Here is a 15,840-nt window from a genome sequence, read left to right on the forward strand (position 1 = left end):
TCAGATGCCCTCTTCCTGAATGGATGCAAGATCGATGTCCTCTTCGGCGACGATCTTCACTTCGGAAGTAACCGCCTTGATGATATTCAAAATGCAGTAGATCGCGATGAGGATGCCGGTCACCGGCAAAATCAGGTAAATCTGCCCCTGTGAGAATGGCAAGAGCTCGACGGTTTGATCGAAGGCCGAGTCGGCAAGCCTCCAGCCACCCATGATCATCACCCACACCGCGAAGAACCCGACGATCGAGTGTGCCAATACCTCGAAGAATTTCACCACGGCCGCGGGGAACTTCCGGACGAGGAAGTCGATCGCGACGTCGTCGTTCTCGCCGATGACGTAGGCGGCACCGATGATGCCCTGCCAGATAAAGATGATCCGAGCCATCGCCTCGGTCCACGCGTTACCACCACCGAACGAACGAATGACTACCTGGTACACGACCAGAATGACCAGCAACGCGAACAATACGATACAAACCCATCTCAAAATCGCATCGACCACGCGCTGAAATACGCTAAAAGCTTTCATGCACTGAGCCTTTTTTGTGTGTTATTGGTGAAGACCGCGAAAGCCGATCGGGTTCCGGCCCAGCACTGAGCCGGAACCCGATGTCTTCGGTTGAGGGCATCACGGACGGGCGACTACGTGCTGCCCGTGCGCGAGTTACTCAGATCAATGGCCCTATCAGGCCGGGTGAGCCGCATTGGCGGCCTGAACGGCGTCGTAGAGCGCCTTGCGAACATCATTGGCGCTGACGGCCGACTCGACCATCGGCTGAACGAGTGCCTTGAAGGCATCGACGTCGACGTCCTCGTTGAACTGTGCGCCGCCCGACTCGGATGCGGCCCGCGATTCCTTCGCGAACTCGAGGAAGCCGGTGTTGGCCTCTTCGCGCAGCTCAGGGACGAGACCGACGAAGGCCTCGCGGTCGGCGTCGTCCATGCCCTCCAACGCCTTGGTGCTGATCAGCAGGTAGTCGGGGATCATCAGGTGCTTGGTGAACGAGTAGAACTTCGCAACCTCATCGTGCTTCAGCTGATGGTAGACGGTCTCGTTGTTCTCAGCACCGTCCAGGACGCCGGTCTGCAGAGCGGAGTAGACATCGCCCTGACCCATCGGGGAGGCGATCGCGCCCATGGACTCGATCATGGAGACCTGCGAGTCCGACTGCTGCACCCGGATCTTCAGACCCTGGAGATCAGAAGGAGTCACCACAGCATGCTTGCTGTTGTAGACGTTGCGCACGCCGGCATACAGCGCGGTCAACACCGTGATGTTCTTGGAGCCCTCGATCGAGGTGAACAGGTCCTTGTTGAGTTCTTCGTCGTTGAAGATCTGCTGCTGAGCGTCATAGCCAGCGAACATGTAGGGCAGGTTGTAGACGATGAAATCCGAGTTGAAGCCTTCCATCACAGGACCACCGATGTACATCATTTCGACGGTGCCGTTCGACAGGTTCTGGACGACGTCCGACTGGGTACCGAGTTGCTCATTCGGGTACACCCTGACCGAGTAACGGCCGTCGGTAGCCTCTTCGAGCTTCTTCCCGAAGTCCACAGCCGCCTTGTATTGCGGATGCTCCTCGGTCTGGTTGAACGCCAGCTTGAAGACGGTCTGACTGCCGCCACCACCGGAGCCACCGTTCGAGCTGCCACCACAGGCGGCCAGGGCCAGCGACATAAGACCCGCTATGCCGGTCAATACCACCTTTGACAACTTCATTGTTGATGTCCTTCCTCAGACAAGCAATGCGACTTTGCGGCGATCACTGCGAAACCCGGACCGGCCAAGCTGCCAGCGGAGCCCCGCAATCTCGACTATGTGAGTGTTCGTCAAACCAAACACGGTTCAGCCTGACGAAACGAGTCTAAGACCCGACTTGGGCCAATTTAGTGCGCATCTGAGTTTTTGATCTTGGTGAGGGTGTCGGCTTCGTCTGCGGGGATGGGCTGGCTCGCGGTGATGGTCTGACCGGCGACCGAGAGGGTGACGTCGCGGTATTGACGGAAGGTACGCACGAAGCGTTTGATGGTCCAGCCGGTGGCTTGTTCGATGTGGTGGCTGACCGCCAGCGCAGCGAACACGACCGCCAGGTGAGCATCGATCGACTCTTTCTTGTGGTGGTAGACCGGGCGGGCTTTCAGATCGTGTTTGGACATTCGGAACGCGTGTTCGACATGCCACAACTGGTGATACGCCCCGATCACGAACTCGGCCGGCTTGTCCAGGTTCGTCACATACGACTTCCACCCGGCCAGCGTCCGGACTTTGGTCTCCAGTTCCCGGTTGATCGACGGACGTGCCCCGGACAAGGTGATGAACCGGTTGCGTTTCACCGGGGCCTTCCCCGCGACCGCGTTCGCGGCTTTCGCGAGTTGCTGATCGACACCATGCAGGGTACGGCGGGCACGGGCGGCCCGGTACTGGAAATACACCATCCGATGCCGGGTATCAGCTTTCACGCCATGCACCAGCTTCTGCGACACCACGAGCTGATCGGGCGGCTCAGCGTCCGGATGGTGTTTGCGCCACTGGCTGATCGCGTACGGGATGTCAGGGATCTTGCCGCCCACGATGAACGACCAGCCGGCATCCTCGATATCTTTCAGGTTCTGCTCACTCATCATCCCGGCATCAGCGACCACGACCACATCAGCGATCCCGTGAGCCTCCACGAACCCCCGGATCAACGGGATCATCGTCTTGGTCTCGGCGCGGTTGCCTTCGAACGCTTCGATCATCAACGGGGCGCCAGTGGCATCGGTCAACAACCCGACAGTAATCTGTGGCTCCAGGCGGCGTTCCTTCGAAAATCCTGGCTCACGGAACCCGTCACCGGTATCGGTTTCGAACCATAGCGTCGTCACATCATATAAAACCAGGGCCGCGGGACCCAGATCAGACCTCGCGGAAACAGCCCCTGACAAGCGGCGACGAAACGCGGGCTCGGCGAAGGTAGGGAGCCTTCGCTTCACCGTGCGATACGACATCGACCCGACACCGGCCTCAGCCAGAACCCGGGCAGCGTCTTGTTTCGATGAGGGTTCGATGATCCGCGCGGTCACCAAATGCTCGAAAACCAGATCGCCGCCACTCGCCTTATCCAAACCCAGCCAGCGATAGACCTGGGCGATCGCGTCGAGCAACAGGCCCATCCTCATCCCCACCACCTGAATCCGGGGCCCATCATCCACCGGCTGGTCCAGCGGCAGCGGGTCCTGCCCCGCAGCGATCCGCTGCACCGCGGACGCTTTCAACATCTCGACCTCGGCCGGGCTATGCGCCGAACCCACATGCTCGATATCTCGTGACCCACGCACCGACTTCCACACGATCTGAACAGCCGTCGCCCCCGACCCGGTGATCACCGTCCGCACATACGCCACACTGATAGCTTCACAACCCCCCAATTAGTGCGCAACCCCAAACACGACACACCTAGCCAATCCCATGATCAACATCGAAACCGGGAATCGTGGCCCAAGTCAGGCCAGCGGAGCCCCGCAATCTCGACTATGTGAGTGTTCGTCAAACCAAACACGGTTCAGCCTGACGAAACGAGTCTAAGAAGCGGGAACTTTCAGGGTCAAGCCTCTTGGCAACCCGGCAACAAACCATGACCAGATCGTGATCTTGGGTGACCCGAATCTGATCGCCTGTGCAGCACCGCCCAAGACGATCGAGGATCCAGGCTCCCTCGGGAAGCCCGGATCCTCGACTGATATGGATCACGACAGCTGCGTGGACAGCTGAGGGTGACTACTTGGCCGGGTGCGCGGCGTTCGCGTCCTGAACCAGCTGGTACAGACCCTTGCGCACATCGTTCTCGTTCACGCTGGACTCGACCAACGGCTGCACCAATGACTTGAATGCGGCCACATCGACATCGTCATTGAACTGAGCGCCGATGGACGTCGCGTGTTCGATCGACTTCTCGGTGAAGTCGGCGAAGCCATCGTTGGCAAGCTTCTGGATCTCGGGAATGATCTCCAGCAGGGCCGCCTGATCCTCATCGCTCATCTTGTCGAGAGCCTTGGTGCTCATGAGCAGATAGTCGGGAAGCATGAGGTGACGGGTGTAGGAGTAGTACTTCGCGACCTCGCTCTGCTTCAGAGCATCCCAGGTCACCTCATTGTTCTCGGCACCGTCCAGCACACCGGTCTGCAGAGCGGAGTAGACGTCGCCGTTGTTCATCGGCGAGGCGATCGCACCCATGGCCTCGATCATCGCAACCTGGGAATCCGACTGCTGCACCCGGATCTTGAGACCCTGCAGATCAGCCGGGGTCTGGATCGGATGCTTGCTGTTGTACACATTGCGCGTCCCTGCGTTGACGCCGGTGAGCACGGTGATCGACTTGGCTGCCTCGATCGAGTGGTACAGATCATCCAGTGCGTCGGTGTTCGACAGCACGGCGCCCTGAGCCTCGGTGGAATCGAACATGTACGGCAGGTTGAACACGACGAAGTCGGAGTTGAATCCCTCGAGTACGGGAGCGCCGACCCACATCAGCTCGACGGTGCCGTTCGACAGGTTCTGAATGACATCGGCCTGTCCACCGAGCTGCTCGTTCGGATAGACCTTCACCGAATAGCGGCCGTCGGTGGCCTCTTCCAGCTTCTCGCCCAAGGCGACACCGGCCGCGTACTGCGGGTGGTCCTCGGTCTGGTTGAACGCCAGCTTGAAGACGGTCTGACTGCCGCCGCCGGCGCTGGATCCGTCGCCGGAACCGCCGCCGCAGGCGGCCAGGCTCAGCGACATGAGACCGACGGTGCCGGTCAGGATCACTTTGGACAACTTCACGGTTGTTCCCCCTTGACTTGGTCTTTCGCGGTGAAGCCAGCCGCCGGCTCGGCCATTCGGGTGCTCGGCTTCGAGACTGAAATCCGATATCATATATCGCCTGAATGAACCGGGTGCTGGCTCAACCCGTTGTCTGGAGTGTATAAACGCCGTGAAAAACGGGTCAAGGATAGTTGGCAACTCGGCAACCGCGTTGATCGAATCGTGATCTTCGCCCCGACAAGGCAGAAGCGGCCGCGCTCGGCGGAATTGAGACACGATTTGATAACCATCCGGCAACAAGGGCGGCAACCACGCGAGCCGGATTTCTTGACACAGTCGGACAAGGCTATATTCAGTGCCCAGATGGCCCAGGGGGTTGGTAGGGGTGACTATCAGCCCCCTGGTGCTTCTCCAATGCGGCACCGAGGCCCGTGGACCTACTCCTTTCCGCCATCGCCATGACGCAGCCTTCTGGTCAGGAAGTCGGAGAGATCTCCCGACTCGCCGTCGCGTCCGCCCCTGCTCACCTGAAGGGAAGGCTGGGAAGCGACCAGCGCCACCCCCGACAGCCGCTCCTTCAGTCCACCGGGCATGGTCAAGATGTAGTAGCCGCCGTCGCTGCCGATGGCGACGGTCTGATTGACCTTGATATACCAGCCGAATTTGTCGGTTCTGGCGGTACCACCGCCGGATAGATGCATGCGCAGGGGTTCTGGCTTGATGCCGGCCCGCTCGGCCTGTGCGATGAACTCATCGATCAGCTCTTGGGCCTCCCGCGCCTCGCGATCGGCCGCCGCGTTCGCGAGGTCCTCTCGCCGCAGCGCATTCTCGCGCCGGGACCGCGCTGAGGCGTCAGGTCTGTCGGCGGTCACGTCATCGTGACTCATCTCTGGCATCCTCCGACCATACAGCCTGTCTGTGCGCCTGTGTGTCGTTGGCCTCCGCACGCACCGGCACAACCGGCCGCGGGCGCCAGACCATGCGTTTGCGCCAGACGGCTGCGGAGCGGCCGAGGCCATCTCCTACCATGGTTCATCATGGATGCCCTTCGCCGGCTGGCCCGACTGATGCGTCACGCCGGGTTCCGGCGGCTGGTCATCGTCCGCGCATTCTCGCAGGGCGGTGACGCCGTGGTGCAGGTCGGCATGGCTGCATATCTGCTTTTCAGTCCACAGTCCCAGCCCAACGCCTGGGCTGTCACGGCGGTCATCGCGCTGGTGATGTTGCCGTTCTCGGTGGTCGGCCCGTTCGTCAGCCCGATCCTGGACCGGCATGCCCGGCAGCGGGTGGTGGTGGTCTGCGACCTGTTGCGGATGGTCTTGGCCATCATCATGACCGCGATGGTGGTGACCGGACACGCCGGCGTCGCCGGGCAGGCCGTCCTGCTGGTACTGCTGCTCATCACCCTGAGCCTGAACCGGCTGCAGATCGCAGGTCTGAGCGCCGGCATGCCGTTGACGGTCGACTCGGACGAGTATCTGGGAGCCGCTGCGCTGATGCCGATGCTCGGCCCGCTGTCCGGGATGATCGGTGGGGCGCTGGCAGGTCTGGCCAGGCTGGCTTCGGGCAGGTTGCTGCCGACCAACTGGGCCGATGGGCTGGTCTTCGTGATCGCCTCCGTGCTGTTCATCGCTGCTGCGGTGACGGCCCTCGGCTTCGGACGCGGCGAACTCGGGCCGGAGGCCGGGGCGCCGGTCACGACGTGGCGTCAGGTCTTCAGCGGACTGACCGCTGCCGGCCGCGAGATCGTGCGCAAGCGTCCCGCCGCACTGTCCATGATCATGGTCTTCTTCGCCCGGGTGGGCTATGGGGCGCTGATGACAGCGATCATCATGCTCTACCGCCACTACTTCGGATCGGATGCCGATCTGGAGCGAGTGATGGTCGAAATGGGCACCTGGTTCCTGGTCTCCGGGGCAGGGTTCGCCCTGTCCGGCTTCATCGCAAGCCCCGCGTCCGAGATCATCGGGGTACGCCGGACGATCATCGCGGCGTTCGCTGCCGCGGCCGTGGTGCAACTGATGCCGGGCAGTCTGCTTGTCCGTCCGGGACTGCTGGTTTCGGGCTTCATGCTCGGGCTGTGCCTGCAATCGGTCAAGATCTGCGGCGATACCGTGGTGCAGGCTCATATCGATGATGAGGTCCGCGGCCGGGTCATGGTGGTCTACGACATCATCAACAACCTGGGCTATGTGGTCGGGGCGGTGATCGCAGCTGTGCTCCTGCCGTTCGATGGCCACTCGGTTCCCTTCTTCCTCGGACTGGCCGCAATGTTCGCCGCTTGCGCGGCAGCGTTCAGCCTGCTCAGCTCCGATTCGGAGGGCTACCAGCTGGGTGCGGTGGCCAGGCGCTACTGAGCCTTCCGGCGGGGACACCTCAGGCTCGGCGGAGCCGGACCCGGCCCTCCACCACTTCCTGGAGGAGAGTCACGGTTTCCTCCGAGAGGTCGATGCCGAGGGTGCGCGTCCTGCGGGTCAGTTGCATCACCAACCGGTCGGCCAAGGCGTCGTCGCCCTGCAGATGAGCGAGCTGGATCTGGGTTGCGGCGAACTGTTCATCCTCCGAGCCCACAGCCAATCCCTTCTCGATCGCCCACTGGGCCGAGTCCAGGTCGCCGGCTTTCAGAGCCCGGCGGGCCAGCACGACCGCGATGTCGCTGATGGTGGCGATCATGTCGTGCCGCAGTTGCTCGGCCCAGTGCCACTGACCTGGCGCGGCGTCGGCCAGCGGGGCGCCGCGCACCAGTTCGAGGGCGTGCACCAGTGAGGCATTGGCTACCCGATTCACTCCGCCGCCGATGAGCGCTTGAAGCTGCTCCCAGTCGGAGGTGATTCCCGCGTGCAGGGTGATGCGCCCCGAGTAGGCGTCCGGAAGATAGGCGCCGCCGTGGGCGTCCACGCCGAGCCAGCCGCGCAGCCGGCTCATATTCGATCGGCGGGTGGCCTCGGCCACCATCAGGTCGTCCGACATCATCATGGCTGTACCACCGGGATTCTCCAGCAGCCATGCGCAGTACTCGACGCACTGCTTCATTGCCCGCGGTGGTGGCGCGCCGCGGGCGCCGATCAGCTCGATGGTGCCGAGCAGCTTCACCACGGGATGCTCGGTTTCGGCGATGGACGACACAGTGCCTCCCTCCACTGATCCTGGTTTGATCGCTGTCGGCAGTACGACAGGCAGGCCGGCCGTTTCATAGGTGGCCCACCACGGAGCCGGGGGATAGTCGGTGGCCGCCGCTACCTCGAAGATCTCGCTCAGTGCCCGGCGAGCGGGGGCGCCGACCAGATGCGGGGTGAAGGTCTCACCGGTGGGCAGATGGACGGCCCGACCAGCCTCCAGATGAATGGCTGCGGAGCCATCGGCCGGACGCCGGTCGCCCGCGCAGATGATCAGGCTGAGACCCAGACCAGCGAGCCTGCGGGGCAGCCGGGTGGGCATCGCGTCCAAGATCACGACGATCGGCGACCAGGCTTCCGAGAGCAGCGGGTCGGCACGCAGCTGACCAAGCGAAACATCCTCCTCTCGGTTGGCCGCCCGCTGATCGGCCAGGTTGCCGAGCCGATGACACGCCTGATCGACACTCGGGTACACCTCGAGCCGGGGTTCGTCGAGATCGGCGAGCCACCCGAAGGCCGGTCCCGCCACGATCACCCGCGTGAGGGGATCTGCCGCCAGTGCGAACGCCATCGCGGTGGCCATGCTGAGCGCGGCTTCCTCATCGCCATGCAGCCAGGTGACCTGCTCGCCTTCGATGTCGCAGTAGAACTCGCCGCCGGGCGTGGCCGCGCTCGAGTCCTGGACCAGGCCGAGAGCGATCTCGGTCTCGCCCCGCTCGCCGGGCTCGCCGGCAACAGCCGGCACGGCGGGCAGTGTGGACGCCGCGTGCGCCAGCGCAATGCTCGCGGTGCGGGCGTCCGGACCCAGCGCCGGAAGTGCGTGACCCAGCGGACGCTTGGCCAGTTGCTGACGCCTGCGCAGGAAGAACAGGCCCGCCAAGGCGGTGATTGCGCCGGCTCCCAGCGCGGCGACGGTCATCTGTGGACCCGCCTGGTCGGCCGCTGCCGACTCGCCGGGCTGATTCTGGCCGACCGGGGGAATCGGGCACGGCTCCAGGTTCAGCGGAGTCGTATCGATCTGGGGGTCTGCTGCCGGGGCCTGCGCGGTGCGGGTGTCGAGGTCTGCTGGGGTGGGCAGCTTCAGCCGCCAGCCGATATCGATGACATCGGGATCGGTGACCAGTCCCGGGTTCGCAGCGGCCAGTTCGGGCCAGTGCCCGGCATCGCCCAGGTGTTCGGAGGCCAGCTCGCTCAGCGTCTGGCCGGACTGCACGATCACGCTCGGCTCATCGTCTCTGCCAGCCAGATCGGGGATCACGAGCAGCATGCCGGGCTCAAGATGGTCGGTGGAGACGAGCAGCAGGGTGTCGTTGGCCGCGGCGATCTCACGCCACAGGGCACCATCCTGGTAGTACTGCTCGGCCAGCGACCACAGGTCGTCTCCGGCCTGCACCAGATGAGTCCGGGCGTTCGGCGCTGCGCTGCGGCCGGTGGCGTCGTCGGGGGCTTGGGCAGGTGCTGCGCCCATCCGCACAATCTGTGGTGGTGCTGCCTCGGGTTGTGCTGCCACCGGAGCGGCGGGTGCGATCTGGTGTGGTGCTGCACCTACCGGCTGGCTCGCGATCAGCCCGAGGACGGCAGCCACCAGCACGGTGCTCACCGGTGCCAGCACCTCACTGCCCGGGAACCGCAACCGGCAGCGCTGGCGAGTGGCGGCAGCCAGGGCCTCGCTGACGAACGAAAGTGTGGCCGTCGACCAGGCGATCCAGCCGACGATCGTGATGATGCCGAGCAGCAACGCTCCGTCGTCGGGGCGGGTGAGGATCTCCGACCAGCTGGTGGTCCGGATGGTATCCAGGCGGCCGACCGTCACCAGTCCCCAGGCTCCGCCGATCACGACGGTGAGCATCAGGGCCAGGGCTGCCAGGGCCCGGACGATCCGTATCGCGGTTTTCATGGTGTCCGCTCCCTCAGAACGTCGAGGGCTTCGCTGGCCTGGGCCTCCAGCTGTACCGATCCCGGTAGCCCTGGCACCAGCACATCGGCGAGATCGAGTGTGCAGCCGACCTCTGCGCTGACCGTGCCGTGGGTGCCCGGCGCGGTGCCGAAGGCAGCCGTGTCGATCTGCACGGTCAGTGCGCTGCAATGCACATCGACCGTTGCCAGATCGAATTCGATGGCGGCGGTGGCTTGCTGGACGGCCAGCGATGCAGAACCGGCGAGGGTCGCCGCCCGGGCCCCCGCTGCCGCCGCCTCGGTGACCTGGCCACGCGCCCAGCCGATCCGCCATGCGCCGGCGAGGGCGAGCACCAGCACGATCAGCATCGGGACGATCAGCGCCACTTCGACGGCGGCGCTGCCCCGGGCGGTTCGCGGCCTATTGCCGGCCGGCTCGCGCATCATGCCTCCTTCACCCGCTGGGCGGAGGCGTCGACCACCGTCCATGGACCTGGCAACAGGCCTGGTACCTGCCCGGTGACGCGCACCTGCACCAGCTGCGTCTGCCGGTCGACCCCGACGTGGATCCCGTCCAAGCCGCCGCGCTCGGCCATCTCGGTGCTGACGCGCTCGGCGTCGTCGGCGAGGGCCGAGGCGAACGCCGCCCGCTCTGCTCCGGCCATCGCGGCCTGTTGGGCGGTGGAGCGTCCGGCGAACCAGATGCTCGCCTGGATCACCGCGAAGATGACCGTCAGCAGTAGTGGCATCAGCAGGGCCAGCTGGGTCGAGCCGACCATCCCTCGGCTGCGACCCGGCCCCCGCTCAGCCGAGCTCTCCGAGCTTCGTGGCAACATAATTGCCCACCAATCCGATGACGGTGAGCGCGATGGCGACCGCACCGGTCAGCAACACCGCATTCTCCGTCGACTGCGAAAGGCCTCGCTGATCGCGGTGAACGGCGGCACGCCACACGATGAGGGTGCCGACCGCCCGGTGCAGCAGGCGAGGGGTAGTGGCCTGGGTCGGCCGGGCCAACTCCATATCGTTCATGTCGTCCTCCTGTTTCGGGGTATCGGTGCCTGGTTGTCGGGGATCTCGAAGGTCGGGAGCATGGTCTCAGCCCACCCCCGAAATGCTCAGCAGCGGTGGGACGAGGAAGATCAGCGCGAAGACGATCACCGGAATCGACATCCACAAGGTCATCCGTTCGCTGGTCTGGTGGGCTCGGGTGAGCTCGCGCATCAGGTGCGCATCGCGCAGCTCCTTGGCCCGGGAACTGAGTACGTCCGCGAGCGCGGCGCCCTGTTCGTCCAACCGCATCACATCGGCCATGTCGGCGATGGCCGGCAGGTCCAGCTCCTGGGAGAGCCGGTAGAGGTCGTTCCACGGTGGTCTCTGCTCAAGTCTTGCCCTATCTAGTGCACCGGCTAGACGAATGAATACGGGGACATCGGAGATTCTTGAGGCGGCCTCCAGCGACTGCGTCGCCGACAGATTCGCCAGCCTCTCGAGCACGACGAGATCGAAATAGGTGTTGAGCGCATCCTCTGCATCCGCATTGGTCTGCTGTTGCTGGGAGCGCATCGCGATGTCCGGCCAGAACCAGCCGAGCACCGCGGCGCCCAGCCCGAAGACCGCGGGCATCATGCCCATGCCGCCGGTCAGGGGGCGGATGGCGAGCGCGAGGAGCCACGGCATGAGCAACCCGCCCGCCGCCAGCACCAGCTTGTTGCAGAAGTAGTCGCCGACGGTGCGGCCGGTCAGCACCAGAGTGCGCGCGGTTCCGGCCGGCAGGGGCAGACGGGCGTGCTGATACAGCCAGGCGCCCGACAGCTCCAGTCGGGAGGTGGCATCGGCCACCAGTGCCGGACCGGAATCAAGGCTTGTTCCCGGACGGGCCTCCGCCAGCACTCCGAACGCATCGCCGAGTCGAATGGTCCGGGGCAGCACCGCACACACGACCAGCCACGCACCAACGGCGACGACGGCAGCGCCCAACAGGGCGGACGCGAACAGGGGATCAGGCATCGGCGATCACCTCCTGCGGCTGCAGGCGGACGAGAATGCGTTCGCGGCGCCGCGGCGTGGCGATCCGCCGCAGGACGTACAGGGAGCCCAGATAGCAGCTGCCCAGCACCAGCATCAGCAGCTGCCCCGGTGCGGTCGTGAACGGTTGGAAGTAGCTCGGCGCGAAGACGATGCCGAGGCCGACCGCGCCCACCGTGATGACCGTCACCTGGCGGACGACGAACTGCGGCTTGGCGCGCTCGGCCGCGACTTCTCGCATCGCCCGTAGCCGGTCCTGGATGGAATCGCTGAGCGCCTGCAACGTTGCGGACGCACCGACCCCGCCGCGTTCGCCGACCAGGATCAGCGCCGCGAGCACCGCATCGGCATCGGCCGAATCGAGTTCATCGGCCATTGCCTGGAGCCCATCGCGCAGCGTCCAGCGGTCGTCCAACCGGACGATCAGCCCACGCACCGGCGCGACGAGCAGCGCCGGAGCCTGGCTGCTCGTGGCGCGCAACGCCTGCGGAACCGATTTGCCGGTGCGCACCGATGCGGTCAGCACCCGGATCCAGCGATCCAGGGCCTCGAGCATCTCGATCTCGGGTTGGGGCTGGGCACGCAGCAATTCGGGCAGCACCACCACCAACGCCGGCACCAGCAGCAGAGCCGGGATGAACCCGGTGAAGGCCAGCACGACGATGCCCGCTGTGATGCCAACGGCCAGCCGCCAGCGCATCGGCCGCGGGATCCCACCCCAGCGACGACTGGCGCGGCTGCTCAGCGAGAGATCGTGGCCGGCAACCGAAGGCAGGAAGCCACCAAGCGCGACGAAGATGCCCGCGATGATCATCGCGGCGGCGATGGCAACATAGATGGCGTTCATCCGTGCCCCCGGAAGGCTCGCAATTCGCCCAGCAGTTCAGCGCTGGGCTGCAACTGAAGTGCCCGCCCGTGTTCGTCGGCCCGATAGGCGAGGTGAGTGACGGGCCGACCGTTCTCCACCGCCCCGGTCAACTCACGGACTTCACTGATGAACCGCTTGCGGGTGCCGCCGCGCCAGGTGTCATCCACCAGGCAGACGTGGATGAGCAGATGCAGATTGAGCGCGATCTGGCGGTAGGCCTCGCTCACCCCGAGCACGCCGCCCTGGGCTACCCGGGCCGCCAGCCGGTCCATGGTGGAGGCCGCCGAGTGGGAGTGGGTCGTCGACATCGTTCCCGCGCCGGACTGCATCGCCTCGAACATCGCCCCGGCTTCGCCACCGCGCACCTCACCGACGATCAGCCGCGAGAGGTTCTGCCGCAACGCCTCGGGAATCAGATCAGCGACCGTGTACTCGCCGACACTGTGTCCGTCGTGGTACTCCCCGAGTCCGGTCTTGGCCTGCAGGGCGACCATATTGCGCCGGGTGGGCAGCAGATGGGTGAGCAGTTCGTAGTCGGTTTCCAGGGTGCCGATTCGTTCGGTGCTGGGGATCGCGGCCACCAGGGCCCGCAACAGGGTGGTCTTTCCGGCGCCCTGATCGCCCGAGATCACGATCGACTTGCGAGCCAGCACACAGGCCTCCAGCAGATCGGCCAGATCGGCGGGCATCATGCCGCAACCGGCGAGTTCGCCGAGGCTGATGGTGGTCAACAGGTGCTGCCGGATCACGATCGACGGCCGGTAGCTGAGCCCGAAACCGATCGCGTGCAGCCGGAAGCGGTCGCCGAGGGCCAGCGTCATCATCGGATGCGCATCATCGAAGGCTCGCGCCGGGCTGGCACTGGAACCGAGGAAGCGAATGGCCTCGATCAGTTCGTCGTCGCTGTCGGCCACCGGCGGCAGCTCCTCGCGCCGACCGTCCCCGTGCTGGGCGACCACACAGTCCCAGCCGTGGATCTCAATATTCTCGGCGGTGGGAATCTCGAACAGCGGCTGCAGCCTGCCGTAGCCGAAGATCGCATTCTCGACAGCGGCAGCGTAGGCCTGTTCGATGGCCAGCTCCCAGAGCTGTTCGCCGGTCTGGGTGAGTCGCCCGGCATGTTCGCGGACGACGGCGCCGATCACCGAGCGGCCCATCATCCGCCGGTCGTCCGCGGACATCGGGCGCCCGTGTTCGTTGGCCCAGTGCTGTGAGTTCTCCGCGATCTGCTCGGAGGCCTGCCGGCGCAGCTGGACGACCACCTGCCAGTCGACACCATCAAGCTGCTGGCCTCGCTTGGCGCTGCGGCCCGATCTGATCGGAGGTGACGCCATTTCGCTGTCCACACGCGGAGTCAATGCCGTGAGCGCCTCAGCGAGGTACAACCGCGGAACGGCCGCTGCCGGACGGGTATTGCCGAGCGGATTCATGAGATCACCCCCCGGCCTCTGGTCGTCCGCCGACCACGGACGCCCGGCCGCCCGCCGAGCTGCAATGCCAGGCCGCGCAGCGCCCGCCACAGCGGCCTGTTGGTCAGCTTGCGAGGCGGGACGGCACCGTCGCTGAGCACCGCGGCGGTTGCGGGATCCCACGGCAGATCGGCGAGCAGCGCCATCTCCAGCTGCCGGGCGATCTCCGGCGCGGAGTAGGGCCGGCCCCCACCTGCCACCACCAATCCCGGACTCGCCGGGATCAAGGCCGTGGCATCGGCCAGCTGGGGCAGAGCCAACCGCAGGGTCGCCAGGGCGGGCAGGTTCGACCTGGTCACCACGGCAATGGTGGACGCGCGTTCCACCAGCGCAGACGGCAGCCCGTCGGCATCAAGGCGTCCGGCGTCGATGATCACGTCGATCCCACCGGCCTGCAGATCATCGAACTGGCCGACCAGCCGCTCCCAGTAGCCCGAGAAGAGCAATGCCGAGCGCGGGTGAGTGAAACCAGGCAGGAAACGGCGCTGAGGCGAAGATCCGTCGTCCAACGCCACCGTCTGCTCCAGCAGTCCCCCGGACGAGTCGGACCGCTGGGCCCGGTAGCTCTCGGCGAGCGCGCCCAGCCCACGGCCGCTTTCGGACACGCCCCGAAGGTAGCCGGCCAGCACCGCCTGGCTGGGATGCGGGTCGCAGTCGACCAACAGCACCCCACGCGGCCAGCTGAGCGCCACTCCGAGGGCGGTGCTGGTGACTCCGGGGGAACCGCCCGCCGATACGCAGATGATCAGCATCAGGCATCACCCCGGCGTACCATCGCGATCCGGTCGACCGCGGCCAGCGCAGCCAGCTGCCCGGCCACCGACTCCTCGACCTGCACGTCGACGAGCCATCCGTTGCCATCAGTGGTCACCAGCGGGGCCGAGGCGACCACGGCCTCGTATTGGGCCCCCGGGCCGGTGTTCGCATCCATCGCACCCGGCACGGCGATCAGCCAGACGCGGGTCCCCGGCGGCAGTGGCTGGGAGGGCAGGCGCCCGGCCGCAAGCCGCAGCCCCAGCTGCGCGTGGCCGGCGGGGACGACAAGCACCCCCACCGCGTCCGGGCCGGGCAGCGAGCCGGCCGGGAGATCAACCAGGGCATACTGCCCGACAAGCGCGGACGCCTGGTCCGCGGACACCACCGCGACACCGTCGGCTCGTCCCAACGTTGTCGTCGTCAGATCGGCTGCCTCGACCTGTTCACCGCGCGCCACGTGGGCCGCCATCACGACCACGGTCTGCGATTCCTGCGTGCCGGTCCACACCCAAGCCATGATCAAAGCACCGAGGCAGGCGCACAGCACGCCGAGAACGATGAGCCGGTTGCTGCGGCGCGCGCGCAACTGCACCGCAGCTGGGCGCTGCGGGGGCGCCAGGTCCGTCGGGGGACGTGGTCGTGATAGGGCCATGGGGTGTAGTCCCTTTCACCGCGGCAGGGTGGAGGGGTCGCGGTGACAGCACCTTATGCCACAGATATAGGGCTTGACCAAGAGTGTGGACAATCTGTGGATAACTCTGGCTCGCCGGCCAGGGCCGTCTCGACTTCTATCGCGCTCTCTATCTGCTTTCTTGGGATTTCTCTAGAAATGCGCCCCATTCCTGCCGTATTTCCCGGATTCGGCGCCGATTGTTCGACTGTTCCCGGCCCGTCCAGGTGCTCGCTACCCACACTTGTC

At 65.4% G+C, this 15,840-nt stretch carries 15 protein-coding genes; 1 reads left to right on the forward strand and 14 read right to left on the reverse strand.

Features of this window, described 5'->3' with window-relative positions:
* The 5 genes from QUE25_RS06750 to QUE25_RS06770 all read right to left on the reverse strand — a co-directional run bounded on the left by QUE25_RS06750 (window position 1) and on the right by QUE25_RS06770 (window position 5,675).
* The gene (locus QUE25_RS06750; protein WP_286268372.1) at window positions 1-531 is read right to left on the reverse strand and encodes a TRAP transporter small permease; all 531 of its coding nucleotides are present in this window, start codon (window positions 529-531) and stop codon (window positions 1-3) included.
* Window positions 532-687: 156 nt separating this feature from the next.
* Window positions 688-1,725, reverse strand: a complete 1,038-nt coding sequence (locus QUE25_RS06755) for a TRAP transporter substrate-binding protein (RefSeq protein WP_286268373.1) — start codon at window positions 1,723-1,725, stop codon at window positions 688-690.
* A 167-nt stretch (window positions 1,726-1,892) separates the two neighbouring features.
* Entirely contained in the window at window positions 1,893-3,389 is a 1,497-nt protein-coding gene (locus QUE25_RS06760) for an IS1634 family transposase (protein WP_425332745.1), read from the reverse strand.
* A gap of 373 nt (window positions 3,390-3,762) precedes the next feature.
* Complete coding sequence (locus QUE25_RS06765) at window positions 3,763-4,806, reverse strand: TRAP transporter substrate-binding protein (RefSeq protein ID WP_286268374.1); 1,044 nt, start codon at window positions 4,804-4,806, stop codon at window positions 3,763-3,765.
* Between the two features lie 419 nt (window positions 4,807-5,225).
* Window positions 5,226-5,675 carry a hypothetical protein gene (locus tag QUE25_RS06770; protein WP_286268375.1) on the reverse strand — a complete coding sequence of 150 codons (450 nt, stop codon included), beginning with the start codon at window positions 5,673-5,675 and terminating at the stop codon, window positions 5,226-5,228.
* A 150-nt stretch (window positions 5,676-5,825) separates the two neighbouring features.
* Between QUE25_RS06770 and QUE25_RS06775 the strand changes: the two genes are divergently transcribed.
* A complete protein-coding gene (locus tag QUE25_RS06775; protein WP_286268376.1) occupies window positions 5,826-7,145 on the forward strand; it encodes an MFS transporter in 1,320 nt (439 codons plus the stop codon).
* Window positions 7,146-7,164: 19 nt separating this feature from the next.
* Here QUE25_RS06775 and QUE25_RS06780 read toward each other — a convergent pair whose 3' ends face one another.
* The 9 genes from QUE25_RS06780 to QUE25_RS06820 all read right to left on the reverse strand — a co-directional run bounded on the left by QUE25_RS06780 (window position 7,165) and on the right by QUE25_RS06820 (window position 15,573).
* The gene (locus QUE25_RS06780) at window positions 7,165-9,801 is read right to left on the reverse strand and encodes a LysM peptidoglycan-binding domain-containing protein (protein WP_286268377.1); all 2,637 of its coding nucleotides are present in this window, start codon (window positions 9,799-9,801) and stop codon (window positions 7,165-7,167) included.
* Window positions 9,798-10,244, reverse strand: a complete 447-nt coding sequence (locus QUE25_RS06785) for a TadE/TadG family type IV pilus assembly protein (protein ID WP_286268378.1) — start codon at window positions 10,242-10,244, stop codon at window positions 9,798-9,800. The genes QUE25_RS06780 and QUE25_RS06785 overlap by 4 nt, the downstream gene beginning before the upstream one ends.
* The gene (locus tag QUE25_RS06790) at window positions 10,244-10,579 is read right to left on the reverse strand and encodes a TadE/TadG family type IV pilus assembly protein (protein ID WP_286268379.1); all 336 of its coding nucleotides are present in this window, start codon (window positions 10,577-10,579) and stop codon (window positions 10,244-10,246) included. Before QUE25_RS06790 ends, QUE25_RS06785 begins: the two co-directional genes overlap by 1 nt.
* Window positions 10,580-10,604: 25 nt before the next feature.
* Window positions 10,605-10,832, reverse strand: a complete 228-nt coding sequence (locus tag QUE25_RS06795) for a hypothetical protein (protein ID WP_286268380.1) — start codon at window positions 10,830-10,832, stop codon at window positions 10,605-10,607.
* A gap of 66 nt (window positions 10,833-10,898) precedes the next feature.
* On the reverse strand, window positions 10,899-11,810 hold the full coding sequence (locus QUE25_RS06800; protein WP_286268381.1) for a hypothetical protein: 912 nt from the start codon (window positions 11,808-11,810) through the stop codon (window positions 10,899-10,901).
* Window positions 11,803-12,675: a type II secretion system F family protein gene (locus QUE25_RS06805; protein WP_286268382.1), complete on the reverse strand. Its 873-nt coding sequence runs from the start codon at window positions 12,673-12,675 to the stop codon at window positions 11,803-11,805. The genes QUE25_RS06800 and QUE25_RS06805 overlap by 8 nt, the downstream gene beginning before the upstream one ends.
* Window positions 12,672-14,126 carry a TadA family conjugal transfer-associated ATPase gene (locus QUE25_RS06810; RefSeq protein ID WP_425332746.1) on the reverse strand — a complete coding sequence of 485 codons (1,455 nt, stop codon included), beginning with the start codon at window positions 14,124-14,126 and terminating at the stop codon, window positions 12,672-12,674. The genes QUE25_RS06805 and QUE25_RS06810 overlap by 4 nt, the downstream gene beginning before the upstream one ends.
* Window positions 14,123-14,917, reverse strand: coding sequence for a CpaE/TadZ family protein (locus tag QUE25_RS06815; RefSeq protein WP_286268384.1), 795 nt, complete (start codon window positions 14,915-14,917; stop codon window positions 14,123-14,125). The genes QUE25_RS06810 and QUE25_RS06815 overlap by 4 nt, the downstream gene beginning before the upstream one ends.
* Window positions 14,917-15,573 (reverse strand): SAF domain-containing protein, encoded by a 657-nt coding sequence (locus tag QUE25_RS06820; protein ID WP_286268385.1) that lies wholly within the window; start codon window positions 15,571-15,573, stop codon window positions 14,917-14,919. Before QUE25_RS06820 ends, QUE25_RS06815 begins: the two co-directional genes overlap by 1 nt.
* Between the last annotated feature and the right edge of the window lie 267 nt (window positions 15,574-15,840).

This window comes from Brooklawnia propionicigenes, assembly GCF_030297015.1.
GTDB classification, from domain to species: Bacteria; Actinomycetota; Actinomycetes; order Propionibacteriales; family Propionibacteriaceae; genus Brooklawnia; species Brooklawnia propionicigenes.